The 18289-nt window shown below is 51.8% G+C and carries 12 protein-coding genes and 1 pseudogene; 9 read left to right on the forward strand and 4 right to left on the reverse strand.

From position 1 onward, the window contains the following. The 3 genes and pseudogenes from DBY97_RS11070 to nadA all read right to left on the reverse strand — a co-directional run. Positions 1–300, reverse strand: a pseudogene (locus tag DBY97_RS11070) (IS1595 family transposase); the annotation flags it as partial. Positions 301–492: 192 nt separating this feature from the next. Continuing rightward, positions 493–2001: an L-aspartate oxidase gene (nadB, locus tag DBY97_RS11075; protein ID WP_107858362.1), complete on the reverse strand. Its 1509-nt coding sequence runs from the start codon at positions 1999–2001 to the stop codon at positions 493–495. Between the two features lie 206 nt (positions 2002–2207). Further along, positions 2208–3320 (reverse strand): quinolinate synthase NadA, encoded by a 1113-nt coding sequence (nadA, locus tag DBY97_RS11085; RefSeq protein ID WP_036470003.1) that lies wholly within the window; start codon positions 3318–3320, stop codon positions 2208–2210. Between the two features lie 157 nt (positions 3321–3477). On the opposite strand from nadA, the gene DBY97_RS11095 reads away from it, so the two are divergent. Then, a complete protein-coding gene (locus DBY97_RS11095; protein WP_107858363.1) occupies positions 3478–4416 on the forward strand; it encodes an NUDIX hydrolase in 939 nt (312 codons plus the stop codon). A gap of 75 nt (positions 4417–4491) precedes the next feature. Beyond that, on the forward strand, positions 4492–5373 hold the full coding sequence (gene nadC / locus DBY97_RS11100) for a carboxylating nicotinate-nucleotide diphosphorylase (protein ID WP_107858364.1): 882 nt from the start codon (positions 4492–4494) through the stop codon (positions 5371–5373). A 218-nt stretch (positions 5374–5591) separates the two neighbouring features. On the opposite strand, the gene DBY97_RS11105 is transcribed toward nadC, so the two are convergent. Next, positions 5592–8858 carry a TonB-dependent receptor domain-containing protein gene (locus tag DBY97_RS11105; protein ID WP_107858365.1) on the reverse strand — a complete coding sequence of 1089 codons (3267 nt, stop codon included), beginning with the start codon at positions 8856–8858 and terminating at the stop codon, positions 5592–5594. A 596-nt stretch (positions 8859–9454) separates the two neighbouring features. On the opposite strand from DBY97_RS11105, the gene DBY97_RS11115 reads away from it, so the two are divergent. The 7 genes from DBY97_RS11115 to vgrG form a co-directional block, all read left to right on the forward strand. Next, positions 9455–11653 (forward strand): TonB-dependent hemoglobin/transferrin/lactoferrin family receptor, encoded by a 2199-nt coding sequence (locus DBY97_RS11115; RefSeq protein ID WP_107858366.1) that lies wholly within the window; start codon positions 9455–9457, stop codon positions 11651–11653. A gap of 72 nt (positions 11654–11725) precedes the next feature. Continuing rightward, a complete protein-coding gene (locus DBY97_RS11120) occupies positions 11726–12517 on the forward strand; it encodes a heme/hemin ABC transporter substrate-binding protein (protein ID WP_107858367.1) in 792 nt (263 codons plus the stop codon). Positions 12518–12656: 139 nt separating this feature from the next. Further along, positions 12657–13598: a FecCD family ABC transporter permease gene (locus tag DBY97_RS11125; protein ID WP_107858368.1), complete on the forward strand. Its 942-nt coding sequence runs from the start codon at positions 12657–12659 to the stop codon at positions 13596–13598. Between the two features lie 46 nt (positions 13599–13644). Continuing rightward, positions 13645–14370 carry an ABC transporter ATP-binding protein gene (locus DBY97_RS11130; protein WP_107858369.1) on the forward strand — a complete coding sequence of 242 codons (726 nt, stop codon included), beginning with the start codon at positions 13645–13647 and terminating at the stop codon, positions 14368–14370. A gap of 274 nt (positions 14371–14644) precedes the next feature. Continuing rightward, positions 14645–16465, forward strand: a complete 1821-nt coding sequence (gene hutW, locus DBY97_RS11135; RefSeq protein ID WP_107858370.1) for a heme anaerobic degradation radical SAM methyltransferase ChuW/HutW — start codon at positions 14645–14647, stop codon at positions 16463–16465. Positions 16466–16556: 91 nt separating this feature from the next. Continuing rightward, complete coding sequence (locus DBY97_RS11140) at positions 16557–17174, forward strand: NAD(P)H-binding protein (protein WP_107858371.1); 618 nt, start codon at positions 16557–16559, stop codon at positions 17172–17174. Between the two features lie 524 nt (positions 17175–17698). Then, positions 17699–18289, forward strand: a 591-nt coding sequence (gene vgrG / locus DBY97_RS11145; RefSeq protein WP_159069495.1) for a type VI secretion system tip protein VgrG, incomplete at its 3' end; no start/stop codon positions are given.

The raw sequence follows: 18289 nt of genomic DNA on the forward strand, positions 1-18289 counted from the left end.
TCCGTTGCGTTTCAGAATACCAAAGACAACCACTTTTCCTGCTGCGCCGCGACCACGTCTGCCTTTACGCCGTCCGCTGAAATAGCTTTCGTCCAACTCGACAGGGCCCTCAAAAACCTCATCGGCAACCAAGGCCAGATAATGGCTGATAACCATACGAATTTTGCGGTAGAACAGAATAGCGGAGTTGGGCTGAATGCCCAAAATATCGGCAGCGGAACGGGCGGTAACTTGGAGTACAAAAAATTCAAGTAGTTTCTTTTGAACTCTCTTGCTTAATTTACAATTGGTTATCTGCATTTTCGTAGCCTAGCATAACCGCTAATCTACGTCAGCCCCATTAGTTATTATCACTTATAACTACTGTCAATCCCTGCATTTTAGTTTCCACCGTTTTTCCTACTTTTTTTCAATCTTTCCTTAATCATGTGTGAACCTTTTCTTTTTCAGTCAATGACGTTATTTATTGGAGAAAAGTTTTCACTATCAGCCTTAACAATCGCTATTAAAATGCGCGCCGATGTTTTGTCGTCTAGCGTATGCGGCTTGGGCGACAGCGAGGCTGCATTCGAGCAGGTTGCGGTTTTCGTATTCGGACGCAGTGTGCGGTTCGGCTTGGTTTTGCTTCCAAAGCCGCAGTTGGGCGATGGCGCGGCTCAGGCCGGTATCGTTGCGGAGGATGCCGAGATGGCATTGGTTGAACGCTTGCAGGACGGGACGGCTGAAGGTGTTTTGAAGGTCGTCTGCAAAGATGCCTGCTTCGGCGGTGGGTTTTTCAGACGACCTTTTGGACGGTACGGTTTGGAACGCTTGTCCGTCCGCGATGGTTTGGGCGGCAAGTCTGGCGGTAACGACGCATTCGAGTAGGGAGTTGCTGGCGAGGCGGTTGGCTCCGTGCAAGCCGGTGCAGGCGGTTTCGCCTAAGGCGTAGAGCTGCGGCAGGGAGGTTCTGCCGCAGGGGTCGGTTTGGATGCCGCCGCAGGTATAGTGTTGCACGGGGCGGACGGGGATGGCTTGGCGCGTGATGTCCAAGCCGCATTGGGACAGGCAGTACCGATGGATGGACGGGAAATGCTGACGGACGAACTCTGCGGTTTGATGGCTGATGTCGAGTGAGACGAAGTCTTGCGTTTGTTTGGCGATTTCGGCGGTGATGGCGCGGGCAACGATGTCGCGCGGCGCAAGTTCGGCGCGGCGGTCGTAATGCGACATAAACCGTTCGCCCGATTGGTTGGTCAGAATGCCGCCTTCGCCGCGCACGGCTTCGGAAATCAGGAAGGTGCGGCCGTTTTCAGACGGCCTTGCCAAGCCTGTGGGGTGGAATTGGATAAATTCGAGGTTTTCGACTGCGCAGCCTGCGCGTATCGCCATGGCGATGGCGTCACCCGTGCATTCGGGCGGCGTGGTGGTGGCGGCGTAAATCTGCCCCAAGCCGCCGCCCGCGAGTACGGTATGGTGGGCGCGGATGCGGTGGGTTTCTCGCGTTCGGCAGTCGAGGACGGTCAGTCCGCACGCCGCACCTGATTCGGTTTGGATGTCCAACGCCATCTGCTGCTCGTAAACGCGGATGTTCGGGCGGCGGCGTATTTGGGCAATTAGGCTTTGCATGACTGCTTCGCCCGTGTAGTCGGCGACGTGGGCGATTCGGCGGCAGGTATGCCCGCCTTCGCGCGTCAGGTGCAGGTCGTTATTATTTTGGTCGAACGCCACCCCCTGCACCAGCAGCCATTCGATTGCCGGTTTGCCCTGCGATAAGATGGTACGGACGGCGGCTTCGTCGCACAAACCTGCGCCCGCTTCCAAAGTATCGGCAACGTGTTTTTCGATGTCGTCCTCTCCCGACCACGCCGCCGCAATCCCGCCTTGCGCATGACGGCTGGCGGTGTCGTCCAGCCGGTTTTTGCATAAAATGACGATGCGGAACGATTCAGGCAGCGACAGGGCGAGCGTCAGTGCCGCCAGCCCGTTTCCGGCAATCAATACGTCGCAATCGGTTTGCATGGTGTTGTCCTTGTTTGAGAGGTCGTCTGAAACGGTATAGTGGATTAAATTTAAACCAGTACGGCGTTGCCTCGCCTTAGCTCAAAGAGAACGATTCTCTAAGGTGCTGAAGCACCAAGTGAATCGGTTCCGTACTATCTGTACTGTCTGCGGCTTCGTCGCCTTGTCCTGATTTAAATTTAATCCACTATAATATGGACGGCAAATCAGGCGGGGCCCATGCCGTTGAACACATCTTTTTTCTTCAGCCCTGCCGCGAAGTCGAGCATACGCTGCAAAGGCAGTTTGGCGGCTTCGCCCAGCTTTCTGTCCAACAGGATTTCGTTGCGTCCGCTTGTCAGGGCGTATTTGATGCCGCCCAGCGAATTCATCGCCATCCACGGGCAGAACGCGCAGCTTTTGCAGCTTCCGCCGTTGCCCGCCGTCGGGGCGGCGATAAATTCTTTGTCGGGTGCCTGCTTTTGCATTTCGTGCAGGATGCCCAAATCGGTCGCCACGATGAATTTTTTTTCAGGGCGCGATACGGCGGCTTTCAGCAGCTTGCTGGTCGAGCCGACCACGTCGCCCAGTTCGATGACGCTTTGCGGCGATTCGGGATGAACCAGCACCACTGCATCGGGGTGTTCCGCCTTTAATGCCGCCAGTTCCTGCCCTTTGAATTCGTTATGGACGATGCACGAACCCTGCCACAACAGCATATCCGCACCCGTTTCGCGGCGGATGTAGTCGCCGAGATGGCGGTCGGGCCCCCAAATCAGCTTCTCGCCGCGCGATTTCAGATACGACACGATTTCTAATGCCACCGAAGACGTTACCACCCAATCGGCACGCGCTTTCACGGCAGCGGAAGTGTTGGCGTACACCACCACCGTACGGTCGGGGTGTTGGTCGCAAAACGCTGAAAACGCTTCTTCGGGACAACCCAAATCCAAAGAACATTCCGCTTCCAAATCAGGCATCAGCACTGTTTTTTCAGGGCAGAGGATTTTCGCGCTTTCTCCCATGAAGCGCACGCCCGCCACCACCAATGTGTCAGCTTCATGTTCCGCGCCGAAGCGTGCCATTTCCAGCGAATCGCCCACGCATCCGCCCGTCTCCAAAGCCAAATCCTGAATCAGCGGATCAACATAATAATGCGCCACCAAGACCGCGTTTTTCTCCTTCAGCAAAGCCTTGATTTCATCTTTCAGACGGCCTGCCGTCTCGCGGTCGGGCGTGTCGGCAACCTTTGCCCACGCCTGACGGATTTGGCAGGCGGAAGTCGGCGTTTGGATGAGGGGCATATCGTAATCGAACGAGCGGCGGGCGGCGGTTTGCATGGGGCTTCCTTATGGCTGGTTTTTCAGACGGCATAAAGGTTTGCCGTCTATGTTTGGAAATAGTTTTTATATTATGCTCAATTTGAGTATAATAAGCAAGGTCGTCTGAAAACCGCTTTGGTTTACAATAAGGTTTTCTCTTGAATGAAAGCCACGCATGGATGCCTATCCTGAAACAGCAGCCAATACGCAAAGTATCGTCGAGCTTGTTCCTGTACTGATCGCCATTACAAACAGCAGCTTGAGGGTTTTGACTGTTGCACAAGGCTCGCTGCTACCCAACGGCCTGCTTGCACCGTTTCGCCACTCCTTGCAGGCAGGGGTCAGAATGTGGGTCGCCAAGCAGACATCGCAGCCTATGGGCTATGTAGAACAACTTTATACCTTTGTCGATACACGCCGCCAAAACGAGCAAGGCATGCCTGTCTTGTACGTCAGCTATCTGGGGCTGGTGCGCGAGGCAGCCGACAGCATCCTGCACCCCGACGCAAAATGGCAGGACTGCTACTGTTATTTTCCGTGGGAAGATTTGCGTACCGATGGAGGACAGCGCGATACCATCGTCAGCCGCCTGCGCATTTGGGCAAACTCGGCGGATACGGAAGAAGTGCGACAGAAGCGGCTCAAGCGCATTCATTTGTGCTGGGGTGTAGAACCTGAAAACTGGTCGGAAGAATACGTTTTGCAACGCTATGAAATGCTGTATGAAAGCGGCCTGATAGCGGAAGCCACCGAGCTTCAGGAAAACTTCGACTTCGCGCTCACGGGGCAGCCCATGCGCCATGACCACCGTCGCGTACTGGCGACAGCCTTATCCCGCCTACGCGCCAAAATCAAATACCGTCCCGTGATTTTTGAAATGATGCCGCCCGAATTTACACTGCTGCAACTGCAAAACAGCGTCGAAGCCATCAGCGGCAGATTGTTGCATAAGCAAAACTTCCGCCGCCAGATTCAGCAGCAAAACCTCATCGAGCCGTCGGATACCGGCGTATCAGGCAGCAAAGGCCGTCCCGCACAGCTTTACCGATTCCGCGACGATGTCCTGCCTGATCAGCTGATTTCTGATATCGGACTGCCGCTGGGCAGTCGCTAACTGATTTTCAGACGGCCTCAAATTAAATTTTGTCCCATCAGGCAAATATCAATATTTTTCAACAAAGGAACCTTCATGTCGTCTGAAAACAATCTTCTTCCTCTCCCCGATACCCTGTTGCGCCCCATGGTCGAACAAGCCTTGAGCGAAGATTTAGGCAGGCGCGGCGACATTACATCCGCCGTCGTCATCGCCCCCGATAAAACCGCCAAACTTTTCCTCGTCAGCCGCAAAGATGGCGTCATCGCCGGCATGGACTTGGCGCGTCTTGCCTTTCAGACGATGGATTCGTCCGTCCGCTTCCAAGCCGAAATCCAAGACGGGCAAGCCGTCCGCGCAGGTCAGACGCTGGCCGTCGTCGAAGGCAACGCCCGCGCGCTGCTCGCCGCTGAACGCACCGCGCTCAACTACCTCACGCACTTAAGCGGCATCGCCACCGCCACCGCGCGTGCCGTTGCCGAAGTCGCCGAATACGGTACAGACATCGTGTGCAGCCGCAAAACCATCCCCCTGTTGCGCGTCCTGCAAAAATACGCCGTCAGAGCAGGTGGCGGCGTAAACCACCGCATGGGCTTGGACGACGCCATCCTCATCAAAGACAACCATCTTGCCTACTGCGGCAGTATCGCCCAAGCCGTACGGCAGGCAAAGCAGGCAGTCGGACCGTTGACCTGCGTGGAAATCGAAGTGGACACATTGGCACAACTGGACGAAGCCATCGCGGCGGGTGCGGAACGGATTTTGCTGGACAACATGGACGACGAAACCTTGAAAGAAGCGGCAAACCGCTGCCACACGCAAACCGCCCATCCCCACACCGTCTATTGCGAAGCATCGGGCGGCATCGGCTTCGACCGTCTGAAACGTGTGGCACAAACCGGCGTGGACGGCATCGCCCTCGGCTATCTGACCCACAGCAGCCATTCGTTGGATATAGGTTTGGATTTCGTGGCTTAAATTTCGAGTTTGCTATAAAGCAAAGGCCGTCTGAAATATAGACGTTTCATTTTCAAACAGCCTTTTTTATTCCAAAGCAGAAGATATAAAAATTATGCAGGTTAGCTTCAACCTTCATATAACATGAAAGAGTAGGGCATCACTAAGCCATCATGTAAAAAGCCGTCTGAAACCCAATGTTCAGACGGCTTTTTACTCCCAAAATGATTAATTGATCATTACCATTTTCCAGTTATCCCAATGCGTATTGTCCTACCCGGTGCGGGCAGATAGGAGCGGCTCATCGGGTCGAGGTAGTAGCGGTTGGTCAGGTTGCTGCCAACAAGCTCGGCAGTCAGGTTTTTGCCGATTTTGTAGCGCAGGTAAGCATCCCATACCGCAACAGGCTGCCAGCGCATATCGTTATGCTGGGGCTTCATATTGTCATTCAGATATTTATTGCGCACATCGTAGAATGGCTGCCAAGCATCGTTGCGGTTTTCATAGACGCGGCTGTGGTAATGGAGGCGCACGCCTGTTTCTAGTTTGTTGGCAAGGAAACGTCTGCCCAATTCGGCATCAATTGACCAGCGTGGTTGAAGTGCGCTTGCCAGATAGCCCGAATCGGTCAAGCCGCCGTGGTTGCAGACAGGACGGTTCATAGTCTTACCGTTTTTCACAAAATAGCTTGAATCAACCATGCCCTCTGTTGCGGATGTCCAAGGGAAATTTTCGTCGCACATTTTGTTTTTCAGGCTGCGGAATACGTTCAGGCTGCCAAAGACGCGTCCGGTATCGAAGCGGGTGGACAGCTCGACACCACTGCGGATTTGTCTGTCGAATTGTTCGAATTCGAGATTGCTGTCCCTATCGATAACGTTTTCGGTCTTGTTATGGAAGTAATTGACGCGGAAATCCGCTTTTTTCATTTTCGGTAACAGCCCCGTCAAATCATGGATGTAGCCGACTTCCCAGTTTTTGGCGTGTTCGGGCCGCCAGCCATAGCCCATGCGGTTGAATGAGCCGGCGGCGGTAGAAAAGCCATAAGTCCCTTCAAAAATGCTGGGGTAGCGCAGGGTTTCGGTATAGCGCAGATAGGCGCGGCTGTAATCAGTAAAATTGACAGTGGCAGAAAATGCGGGTACCCAACCGCTGCCTTTCTGCTTCATTGCCCTCTGTCTTTCGGCTTCGGTCATTGGCGTTGTGTAAACACTTGCACTGGCTTCGTAGTATTTAGGTACAAATTGCGGACTGTCTGGAATAGACGGGTCATATACAGGATTGGCGACTTTGGTGTGCAAATCAGGAATGCTGCCATTGGTAAGGGGATGATCCTGCATATTCAGACGGCCTTTATCGTCTTTCAACCAATAGAAATCCACCTTTTCATTAGGATTGACCCATGTTTCGCGATCAACTGTCAAAGTCGGAATAAATTGTGAATTGACTTGAAACGAAGTCAGGCTAATTTGTTCATGTTTTTTTCTTTGTTCTGAATATTCGTCCGCCATATATAAAGCATAATCAAGACTGCCATTCGCCAAAGCATCGTCAATTGCCTTGTAATCCGCGTATTCTTGCGGCGTGGCAACCCTGCCGATCGAATATTTTATCCCCCTGTTCATTTCCAGCGGGCGACCATATTTGTTCTTACCGCTTTCCAAACGTTTGCTTTTATCCTGAAGCTGAAAATTGGTATATCGCCCGCCTGCCGTCAACGTCAGCCAGCGGAAGGGTTCGTAGCGGAAATTGAAGCCCAGATTGTATTCACGCCGCTTGCCGTTTCGAGGTACACCGTATTGGTTCAATTCATAATTTGCCCTGATGGTGCTGTTTTCGAGTTCTTCCCGATATTTGTCGTATCCTCCCCGCTCCAGCTCGTCTGAAAAATCATTGCGCGACGTCAGTTTTTCATTTTGAAAATCGCCCATCAAGGTCAGCGACAGTTTGTCGCTCAATTTCATACGGTTGGAGAATTGAAAACCTGTACGGTTGTTACGGGCGTAATAGGCGTTGCCTTCAATAGTGTTGAAGCGTCCGTTGGTATTGGGCGTTTCGGGTTTGGGCGGTTTGGGGGCTTCAAAGCCTGCATCCAGCAATTCCTGCCGCTCTGCGGGGGGGTATTTCTGCCATCTGTCGTATTCGTCCCATGCTATTTGAAATTTGTTGTCCTCATAAACGGTATCGCCGGGCGAGCCGCCTGCGGTATTGGTTTTGGAATTGGTGCGCGTTGTCCAAAGCGTGGCATCGAAATCTATCCAACGGCTGCCCTCGGGCTTCCACGAATAGTCGATATTGTAGGAACGCTGTTTTACCCATGCCTGCGGCCATTCGGCAATTTTGTTGAGGACGGACGCATCCCAACTGATGGGGCCGATAATGCGCGAAGGCATGATTTCGCCGAACGTGGAATCGGTATGGCGCAGACCGAATTTGAGCGTTTGGCGGTTCGGCAGACGGAAGGTGGTTTTACCTACCCATGATTTGGTTTCGAGTGAGGTATTGCTGACTTCTCCGCCCGGATGATAAAAAAGTCCGATTTTTGAAATATCGGGTGCGCCCAGCATGTTTTCACTGCCGTAAAATTTTTCGCCCTTGGCAGCGGCTTCTTCTTGACGACGTTTTAATTCGTCTAAAGTTTCTTGTGTCCAAGGACCGATATAGCCGTAACGTTCCGCCCCTTTTTTGCCGGAAAAATAATTGCCTTTACTGCGGTAGGCATAGGCGAGCATGGCATCGAAATTGTCCTGCTTGGTGGCAGCGGCAATGCGGTAGGCTTTATCCTCCCCAAATTTATTGCGTCCGTTGAAACGCTGGTCGATTCGGTCGGTATCGTCAAAAAACGAACGCCAAATACCGCCCGTTGCTACTGCGGGAACAGGCAAGGTTCGATAATCGACTGAATGTTCATAAGCATTCTCACGCCTTTTGATGGAATTGTTGGAAGCCTCCGCCTTCACTTCAAATCCGTATTTCTGCCCTTCGGGGACAATATCGTCGGCATCGATGGTTTTCAAGGCGACGGAGCCGCCTATGCCGCTTTTCATATCGCGGCTGAACGAGGGGCCTTTTTCGATGGAAACGCTGCTGATGATGTTGGGGTCGACGTAGTTGCGGTTATTTGCGCCTGCGTAGCCGCGCCAGACGGTAATCGCCTGCTCCGTGCCGTCGATGGTAACGGGAATCCGTCCCTGCCCCTGCACGCCGCGTATATTGGGATCCAGCGCGCCGCTGTTTCGCGCGTCGCCGCTGTACACGCCGGACATACCGCTTAAAAGGTCGGATACAGTGTTGCCCTTGAAGGTTTCGACTTCGTTTTTGCCTTTGTAAAGATTGACGATTTCGCGAGCATAAACTCGGTTTTTACCGATTTCGTCTTTATTGCGTGTGCCTTTGACCGTGATGGTATCGAGAATAACTGTCGAATTATCTGCAGCATAAACGGCAGGGACGAAACCAATGGCGGCGATACAGGCGGAGAGGATGGTGACTTTGGTCGGTTGCATAGAATGTATCCATATAACTTGATTGGTAGGGCCGTTTGAATGAGACAGACCGAATAGATGCGATTACACTCTGACTAAAATAATACAAATAAGTTTGATTATTATTTATAATTTTGTGAAATTCTAACTAATTTTTAATAATATGGAAATGTTTTTTGAGTTTGAGGTAAATAGAAGGGTGAGGGATAAGAGGAACAAATAAAAACTTGTTTGAAAATTTCAGACAGGCTTGGATTCGGATTTCAAAAGCAACATTCGGGTACCGGTGGTTGGAACAGATTCGAGAATAAAACACTTGGCGTTTCGTGGCTAAATGTTTTTTCTCTGCGATGTACTTCTCGATCATTGTCGATGATGGGGTCGGCCTCCTAATCGCCGATGCGGGATTTTTGGTCGACAACGGCAGGTCTGTTTTCTATGCCGACGCGGTCGGGCACTTTGCCTCTGATCCATGAATTATTTATCCAGCTACGTCATACTATATTTTGCGTTTTTGAAGTGGTTTTTAGTGCTATCTTGTGGTATCTAAACTTGCAAAAACCGTCTGTTTGTTTTATAAATACAAATCATTTTTATTAAAATAATAAGGTTGTGTAATGAAAAAGAAAGCGATTGCCTGTGTAGTAGGGGCGGTTTTTTCCGGACAGTTATATGCGGCTCAGATGCCGGTGGTTCAGGCGGAAATAGAGCCTGTGGTGGTCACGGCCGATCGCAATGCGCAAACCTTGGATAAAGCCGCGCCGAATGTGTCGGTTATCGGACGCAAAACCTTGAATCAAGCCTCGGCACAGAATTTAGACGATATCGTGATGTATGAATCCGGCGTCAGCGTGCCGTCAGACAACAACCGCCGCGGTCATGCCGGTATCAATATCCGAGGCATAGACGGCAACCGCATTCTGATGATGGTGGACGGCGTGCGCATTCCCGAATCTTATGCAGGCGGCGGCTCCAACGGCGCGATTTCGGGACGTGATATGGTCGAAAGCGACACGCTCAAGCAGGTCGATATTGTCAAAGGCCCTTATTCCGCGCTGTATGGCAGCGACGCGCTCGGCGGCGTGGTGAATATGGTGACGCTTTCTCCGAGTGATTTCGTCGATGAAGGCAAACGCGGGCATTTCGGTTTGAAACACGGCTACCGCAGCCGCTACCGCAGCCATGGAGTTACTGCGACTGTGGCAGGTTTCCATGAAAATGCCGAAGGTCTGCTGATGCTGACGCGACGCCAAGGTCATGAAACCGAAAGCATGGGCAGCGATACCAGCTACTCAACTTCGCGCACCGCCACCAACCCTCAGAAAAACAATGCCTACAATATCTTGGCGAAAGGTAATATCGGCAACGAACGCCACCGCTTGGAAACTTTGTACGAACAGTATTACCACGCCAACGATACCGTATTGGCAAACGGCTTGGGTTCGCAATCGCGCGGGCCGGTAACCATCACAACATCTGAGAGCAATGCCCGCGACCGTATCCGCCGTCAACGTATCGAAGCAGGCTACCGCTACACTGGCGAAGGCCGTCTGAAAGAAGCCAACCTGACTGCCTATCAGCAAAAACTGCGTACGGAAGACGATGCCGTCGATGCGAGCATTACGCGTATGGGCGCGCGCCAATTAGGTAACTCGACCCGTTATTCCGACTACGGTTTCAATCAGACCATACGCGGGCTGAATGGGCGTGGCGTGTGGGAATTTGACGGCGCGGTCAAACAAACCGTCGTTGCCGGCGCAGAATACAAACACACCGAGACCGCCCGTCCGCGCGACAGCCTGACAGTGGACAATCTGACCGGCGCTGTCAGTAAAGTTTATGCAGGCAGCACCTATCCGAATAAAACTTTCCCCGACAGCAAGCGCAAAACGTTCAGCGTTTACGCACAAGACAGCCTGACCTTCGGCGACGGCATCGTCCTGACCCCGGCCTTGCGTTACGAAAAAGACAAGCTGAACACGTCGACCGATCAAGCCTATCTCAACGCCAATCCCAGCGGAACGGCGACGCGCTTCAACGATTCCGCGCTCACACCCAGCCTGCGCCTGAGTGTGCCGATGGGTGAGCAGTTCACCGGTTTCGCTACTTATTCCCAAGGCTTCCGTACGCCGCCGTTTGACAGTGCAACCATGGCGTTTGCCAATACGACCTACGGCTATGCGGTCATTCCCAATGCCAACCTCAAATCCGAACGCTCCAACAGCTTTGAATTGGGGATGAAGTTCAAAAACGAACGCACCCGTGCGCAAGTTACCGCGTTCTACAACCGTTATCGAAACTTCATCGACCGCACCGAAGTCGGCACTACCTTCATAGACGGTCGCCCGATTATCCAGTACCAATATCAAAACCTGGATAGGGTCAAAACCTACGGTGCTGAAGCTTCCGCCGCCTACAAATTCCTGCCGGGCTGGCAAGTCTCCGGCAGCATTGCTTGGATGCGCGGTGAGCAGCAGGACGGCAAACCGTTGGATTCCGCTTATCCGCTTAACGGCGTTTTGGGTTTGGATTACACGCAGGAAAAATGGGGTGTCGGTACCAAGCTGCGTTGGTCGAAAAAACACAGCCGCGTCAGCAGCGACACTGTTTTCCAAGCGCCGGGTTATGGCGTATGGGATGTCGGTGCGTGGTACAAACCGTTTAAAAACCTCGAAATCGGCGCAAACATTTACAACGTCGGCAACAAAAAATACTGGCAGCACGCCGACGTTGCCGGCATGAGCCGTACCAGTGTGATGGACTTGTACACCGAAACCGGCCGTAATTTCGCCGCAACCGTACAACTGAAGTTCTAATGTGATTCAACCGTTTTCAGACGGCCTGAGAAAGCGAGCAGGCCGTCTGAAAGCATACGACAAGGAAAAACAATGAAACTCAAACTCCTCCTGCTTTCCGCGTTTATTTCGTTGGCCTGTACTGCACACGCGCAACGCATCGTCGTATTAACTCCCGATACGGCAGACATCGTTGCCGCGCTCGGCGCATTGGACGAAATCGTCGGCCGCGATCAGACCGTTCAAAATCCGGCGTTGAAAAACAAGCCCAGTATCGGCATTCATCGCCGCCTGACGGTTGAACCGATTGTGGCCGCCAAACCCGACATCGCCATCGGTTCATGGATGGCGCAGCCTGCCGATATTTTTGCCCACCTGCAAAAAGCAGGCATTAAAGCCGTTAATGTTGCACCTGATGACAGCATAGCCGCTTATCCGCAAAGTATCCGCAACATCGGTCAGCTTATCGGCAAAAGCGCGCAGGCGGACAAGTTGGCCAGTAAATGGCAGGCGGATATGAAACAGCAGCCTTCCAGCGGCAAACGCTACCTCTTCAGCTACGACGGGCGCATCGTATCGGGCAAGAATACCGCCGCCGACGAAATCATCCGCCGTGCCGGCGGTATCAATGCCGCAGCCGCCATTGACGGCCTCAAACCGATGACGCGTGAGGCATGGATTGCGGCCAAACCCGACATCATCATTATTGCTGACCACAACACTGCCATGATAGGCAACGTCAAAACCTTTGCCGCACGTCCCGAAATCGCCGGCTCGCCTGCCGCGAAAAACGGCAAAATTTATTTGTGGAAGGCCAACGATATGTTCCGTTACGGGCTGGATACGCCGCAAGTGATTCAGCGTTTGCACGGTTTGGCGAAATAAACGCGCCTGATTTGAAAAGCCTGCCCGATTTTTGTTTTCAGACGGCCTCGATTTGTTCCTTCTTGTTGAGGAGGCAAAACGGCTGTCTTAAAAATGCCGTCTGAAACTGTCCTTCAATCCGCTTGAATCGCATGATGTCATGAAACCGCATACCCTTACCCTCTGCCTGCTGCTTACTGCCACCGCTGTTTATTTGTGCTGCGGCATCGGTTTTGGTGCGTGGGAGTCGCCGTTGGCGATGGATGAAACCGTCCGCCAAATTCGTTTACCGCGCATCTATACCGCGCTTTTGGTCGGAGCCGGTTTGTCCGCTTCGGGTGCGGCATTGCAGGCTTTATTTGAGAACCCGCTGGCCGATCCGAGTTTGATCGGGACATCGGGCGGGGCGGCCTTGGGCGTGATTGTGTTATTGGCTTTGGACGGCGGCGCGATGGGTGTGCCGGCGGCGGCTTTTCTCGGTGCATTGGGTGTGTGCCTGCTGATTTTGGCGGTGCACAAACTGCTCGGCGGCGGTACTTTGGGATTGCTGGTGTTGGGGTTTGTGTTGAGCGCGTTTTCGGGCGCGGTGGTCAGCATGATTTTGTTTTTATCTGATGATTTAGTATTGCGCAGCGCGACCACATGGCTGTCGGGCAGCCTTGCCGAAGCCGGTTTCTCATCGCCTGTCGCGGCAATTGCGGTCATGTTGCCCGGTTTTCTGATTTTGCTGTCGGCAGGCAGGCGGCTGGATGTTTTGATGACGGGGGAAGACACGGCTGCCAGTATGGGTGTATCAGTTGGGACATTGCGTGTGCAAACCGTAATCGGCGCGGCATTGATGACAGGGGCGGCGGTGTCGCTTTCGGGCATCATCGGTTTTCTCGGCATGATGATCCCCAATGTGCTGGCGCAAACCGTCGGCGGCAGTCGCCGCAAACTGATTGCGCTGTCGGCTTGGTTGGGCGCAGTGTTTTTGATGGTGGTGGACGGAGCGGCGCGCTGGCTGACATACCCTGTCGATCTGCCGGTCGGTATCGTGATTGCCTTATTGGGCGGACCATTTTTTATGTATTTGTTTATCAAGCCTTTGAAAAGCCGTTGATACCTAAACAGGCCGTCTGAAACTTTATTGCCCCATATCTTTTGCCATGCACACCTTATTTCAAATCTGTAATCTTTCCGTCCGCGTCCAAGACAAAACCCTGCTTGAAATTGATCAACTGGATATACCTTCGAGCATGACCGTCATTATCGGCCCGAATGGTGCGGGCAAATCTACTTTGTTGCGTGCCCTAATCGGGCAAACAGGGCAGGGGGGAATCACGCTTTTCGGTGAGGCTGTTACGCCGCAAATCCGCGCGGGCAGGGTGGCATGGGTCGGGCAGCATGGCCGTTACAACATGCCGATGACTGTACGTGAATACATTGCGTTGGCGTCATTCGTACAAAAAGGCCGTCTGAACCATGAATGGGCGGACGAGTTGCTCGATTATTTTGATTTGACGGCATTGGCGGATAAGCGCATCGGCAAGCTTTCAGGTGGCGAGCAACAACGCGCCAACATCATCCGCGCCCTGTTGCAAAACGCGCCGGTCTTGCTTTTGGACGAACCGTGCAACCATCTCGATATTCGCCACCAACACCGCCTGATGCAGTATTTGGTCGGGCATTCAAACCGTGCCTCATCAATAATGGTATTGCACGATTTGAACCTCGCTGCGCGTTATGCGGAACATATTATTTTGATGAATAAGGGAAAAGTCGTTGCATCAGGCAAGGTGGGTGAAGTGATGCGCCCTGATTTGCTTGAATCGGTTTACGGTTGGCAGATACGCCGTTGCGAAGATGAGGCAGGGTTTTATTTCAGAAGCTGAGCGCCAACAGACCGTCTGAAAAACGATAAAGAAAATTTATTTTATCGTTCAAAAATAAAACGAGATGGGAGGATGTTCCCAACTTGAAGAACCAAATTTTGCGCATTTCACAAGTAAAATGCCGATTTCCATCAAATAGAAATACATTTTATTATTTATAGAATACAATATTTTAAAATAATACTGATTTTTAATTACGTAAAAATATTGACAAGAAAATGATGATAGTTATTTAATATATCAATCTTATTAATAATTTTTATTAATCATTATCATGGTACAGCAGCTTGTTTGGACTCCGAAACAATCCGCGCCCAAGGCATTTCCCGAACGTCAGGCATTGATGCCCGTTTGGGGCGGTGTTCCAATGCCGCGTCCCCAGTGGCAGAACATTTGGAAGAAAAAGCTTCCCCATGCCACCGATGTGGACGCGCTTGCTTATCTGCATATTCCATTTTGCGCCAACCATTGCGTTTTTTGCGGCTTCTACCGTAATGCGTGGAAGGACAGCCAAAGCAGCGTGTACACCGACAAAATTATCGAAGAAATGGCCGCTGAAGCCGAAGTCCGTACAGGCAAGGGCAAAATCCGAGCCGTTTATTTCGGGGGCGGTACGCCGACCGCGTTGCTTACGGAAGACCTCGTCCGCCTGATTCGTGCCTGCTACCAATATCTGCCGCTTGCCGAAGACTGCGAGTTCACCATCGAAGGGCGCATGAGCCATTTCGATTTGGAAAAAGCACAGGCCTGTCTCGAAGCAGGGGCCAACCGCATTTCCATCGGCGTGCAAACCTTCAATACCGCCATCCGCCGCCGTCTCGGCCGCAAACACAGTGGCGACGAGGCGTTTGAATATTTGGCAAAATTGTGCGAACTCGATGCCGTGATTGTCGCTGATTTGATGTTTGGCCTGCCCAATCAAACCGATGAAGTTTGGCAAAACGATATTGCCCGCGCCGCCGAGTTGCCGCTGTCCGGTTTGGATACGTACGCGTTCAACCTTTATCCCATGCTGCCCATCAATCGCATGATTGAAAAAGGCGCATTTCCGACACCGCCGGGCTTTGATATTCAGGCAGACCAATATGCCTACACGGTTGAAACGCTGCTGGAAAAAGGCTGGGAACAGGTCAGCAACAGCCACTTCGCCTATCCCGGCCGCGGCGAGCGCAACCGCTACAATACCCTGATCAAATCTGATATTCCCTGTTTGGCGTTCGGCTCCGGCGCAGGCGGTAACTTCGGCGGTTTCAGCTATCAGGTGCAGGGCGATTTGGAGAGTTATCTTGCTACGCCGAAAGGCGAGAAAAACATCGCATTTATGAGCGGCCATAGTCCAAATAAAGCACTGCTCAGTAAAGTCCAACACGATATTGAAACAGGCCGTCTGAATCCATCATTGTTCGACGGCAACAAAGCAGCGCAAAAGCTGATTGCTCAATGGCAGGAAATGCAGCTTTTTAAAGAACCCGATTCAGACGGCCTGATCCGTTTGAATACCAGCGGCCGTTATTGGTCGCCCACCCTTATCCGCAAACTCATGCTCACTCTTCCGACTCAAGAAAAGGATCAAACCATGCAAAAACTTTCAGCTGAACAACAAACCATGTTGCGCCAATCATTAGAAAAAAATCCCGGCCAAGTACTGGAAATGCTGGCCGCGCAAAACCAATGCAGTTTTGAAGACGTTATCCGCTGCCTGCCTGAAGAGAACGTGCGCCAAACCGAAGGCAGCCGCATTGTCGAAATTCTCCAAGCCATCGCCGCATGGGATGAATCCGTTACCTTTATCGCCCATACCCCCGATGCCATCGTCGAAGTCAGCGGCAAACTGCCAAACGGCAAAGTCGGCCGCGGTTTCTACAACTTTGACCATCCCGAAACCGACGGCGGCGTACACGGCCACATCTACTATGAAAACTGCGCCTCCATCTACCTTTTGGAACGTCCGTTCATGGGTAAAGCCACTTGCTCGCTCAACTTTATCAACCGCAACGGCAGCGCCATGTTTAAAATTTTCGTCGGACGCGATGAAGCAGGCGAGTTGAAACAACATCAAATCGAAGCCATGCGCAAACTGTTTGATGCCGCTTAAACAGTTTCAGACAGCCTGAAAATCCGTTCCTTGTTGAATAGAGGAGCGGATTTTCTAACAACAAACATCTACCATACAAAGGACCCCAAACATGCAACTCATCTTCGGCGCCAACGGCCCGTCCGGCCGCGCCTATATCCGCACATTGACTGACTCAGCCGATACCGTCGCCGTATTGAGAAGGCCGTCTGAAGACAGCTTTTTTGCCGAACACAATATTCAAACCGTCGTCGCCGATGCGCTTGATGCCGATGCGCTCGATAAAGCGTTGGCGCAATACCGTCCCGATACCGTGATCAGTTTTGTCGGCGGCAAAAACGAAGAGGGCATCCGCAGCGATGCGCTGGGCAATATCAACATCATTGCCGCTACGAAAGCCGCCAATCCGCAAGCCCGCTTTGTACTGATTACCAGCATGGGCTGCGGTGAACAATGGGACATGATGAGCGAGCCGTTCAAACAGGCACTCGGCGAAGCCGTCCGTGCCAAAACAGAAGCTGAAATCTATCTCAAACAAAGTTGTTTGAATTGGACTATCTTGCGCCCCTGCGGCCTTGCCGATGGCGAAGATAATTCCTACACCTTGACACAAAATGTCCAAGAAATTCCACAAAAATACATGACGCGCAACGGCTTGGCCGCTGCCGTTGCTACCATTGTCGGCCAAGCGGACAGCAAGGGCGAAACGTATAGCGTTGGTGCGGCATAACCGGATTGAGTAGATTGCCCATTTTCCCTTTATTAAAGTCGGAGTAGGTAATTGCTAACAATAAAGGATTTGCTGAGAAAAGACTGGGAGATATAAATAAAAGACCGTCTGAAACATTTCAGATGGCCTTTTTGTGTAAGTAATTGTTATAACTAGGAGAAACAGATATTAATAGACTAAAATATTAGGTATATGAATTTAACATAATATAAATTAATTTCCTTTTCCCTATTCTTCTACAAATTCCGCTTATTGTTCCTATATGTTAAATGAGAATTAATGATACTCTAGAGAGTGTGCTCATAGTACTCCAATTTTTAGTATAAAATCAATGGTTTTAAGAGAAATGTGACTGCTTAATTTACCACTTTTTCCCTGAATGGTGGAATAGGGCGGGGTAAAATGACTCTTTATCCCTTATTTCAACCGTTCGGGCAGACTTTTTTCCATTCATCCCATTCGCTTTACCAGCGGCATTATCCCCGTTACCATACAGTGTTCATCGTCAGTCGGATATTACCCTTATGACCGCCCGCCAATCCTACCACCTCACCTTCGCCCGTTTCTCTCCTTCACTTTCAGTCTGCTCCTTCAGCGCATCTGAAGCGGTCAATACCGCCTACCGTGTCGAAATTACCGCCACCTCGGCCGATTCCTCGCTACCTCTCTCTTCCTACCTCAACCAGCGCGCAGCGTTTGAGATTCGTCCGCAGGAAGGCTTACTGTCGGAAGTGGCCGGGGTATTCGGGTCTGCTTCAGACGACCCGCCGGCAAAGCAATGGCAGGGCATTATCACCTCATGCGAGAAGTTGTCCGTATCCAAGGATGAAACCGTTTACCGCTTTGTTTTAGAGCCGCGTTTCGCGGCTTTAAAACATTTCCAAACTTCCCGGCTGTTCCAACACCAAACCGTTCCCGACATCGTTGCCGCCGTCTTCAAACACCACGGTTTCTCCGGTGTCGACTACCGTTTCCAAAAGAGCCGCAGCTACAGCGTACGCGAGTATGTGACCCAGTATCTCGAAAGCGACTTCGACTTTATCAACCGTCTGTGTGAAGAAGAAGGCATCTGGTATGCCTTCGAACAGCATGAACAACATGGCGACGTAGTCGTC

Source organism: Neisseria subflava (assembly GCF_003044645.1).
In the GTDB taxonomy this organism is placed as follows: Bacteria; Pseudomonadota; Gammaproteobacteria; order Burkholderiales; family Neisseriaceae; genus Neisseria; species Neisseria subflava_B.

Excerpts from the sequence above, each read along its gene's own strand:
- nadB (WP_107858362.1), bottom strand. The coding sequence starts at position 2,001 with ATGCAAACCGATTGCGACGTATTGATTGCCGGAAACGGGCTGGCGGCA.
- nadA (WP_036470003.1), bottom strand. The coding sequence starts at position 3,320 with ATGCAAACCGCCGCCCGCCGCTCGTTCGATTACGATATGCCCCTCATC.
- DBY97_RS11095 (WP_107858363.1), top strand. The coding sequence starts at position 3,478 with ATGGATGCCTATCCTGAAACAGCAGCCAATACGCAAAGTATCGTCGAG.
- nadC (WP_107858364.1), top strand. The coding sequence starts at position 4,492 with ATGTCGTCTGAAAACAATCTTCTTCCTCTCCCCGATACCCTGTTGCGC.
- DBY97_RS11105 (WP_107858365.1), bottom strand. The coding sequence starts at position 8,858 with ATGCAACCGACCAAAGTCACCATCCTCTCCGCCTGTATCGCCGCCATT.
- DBY97_RS11115 (WP_107858366.1), top strand. The coding sequence starts at position 9,455 with ATGAAAAAGAAAGCGATTGCCTGTGTAGTAGGGGCGGTTTTTTCCGGA.
- DBY97_RS11120 (WP_107858367.1), top strand. The coding sequence starts at position 11,726 with ATGAAACTCAAACTCCTCCTGCTTTCCGCGTTTATTTCGTTGGCCTGT.
- DBY97_RS11125 (WP_107858368.1), top strand. The coding sequence starts at position 12,657 with ATGAAACCGCATACCCTTACCCTCTGCCTGCTGCTTACTGCCACCGCT.
- DBY97_RS11130 (WP_107858369.1), top strand. The coding sequence starts at position 13,645 with ATGCACACCTTATTTCAAATCTGTAATCTTTCCGTCCGCGTCCAAGAC.
- hutW (WP_107858370.1), top strand. The coding sequence starts at position 14,645 with ATGGTACAGCAGCTTGTTTGGACTCCGAAACAATCCGCGCCCAAGGCA.
- DBY97_RS11140 (WP_107858371.1), top strand. The coding sequence starts at position 16,557 with ATGCAACTCATCTTCGGCGCCAACGGCCCGTCCGGCCGCGCCTATATC.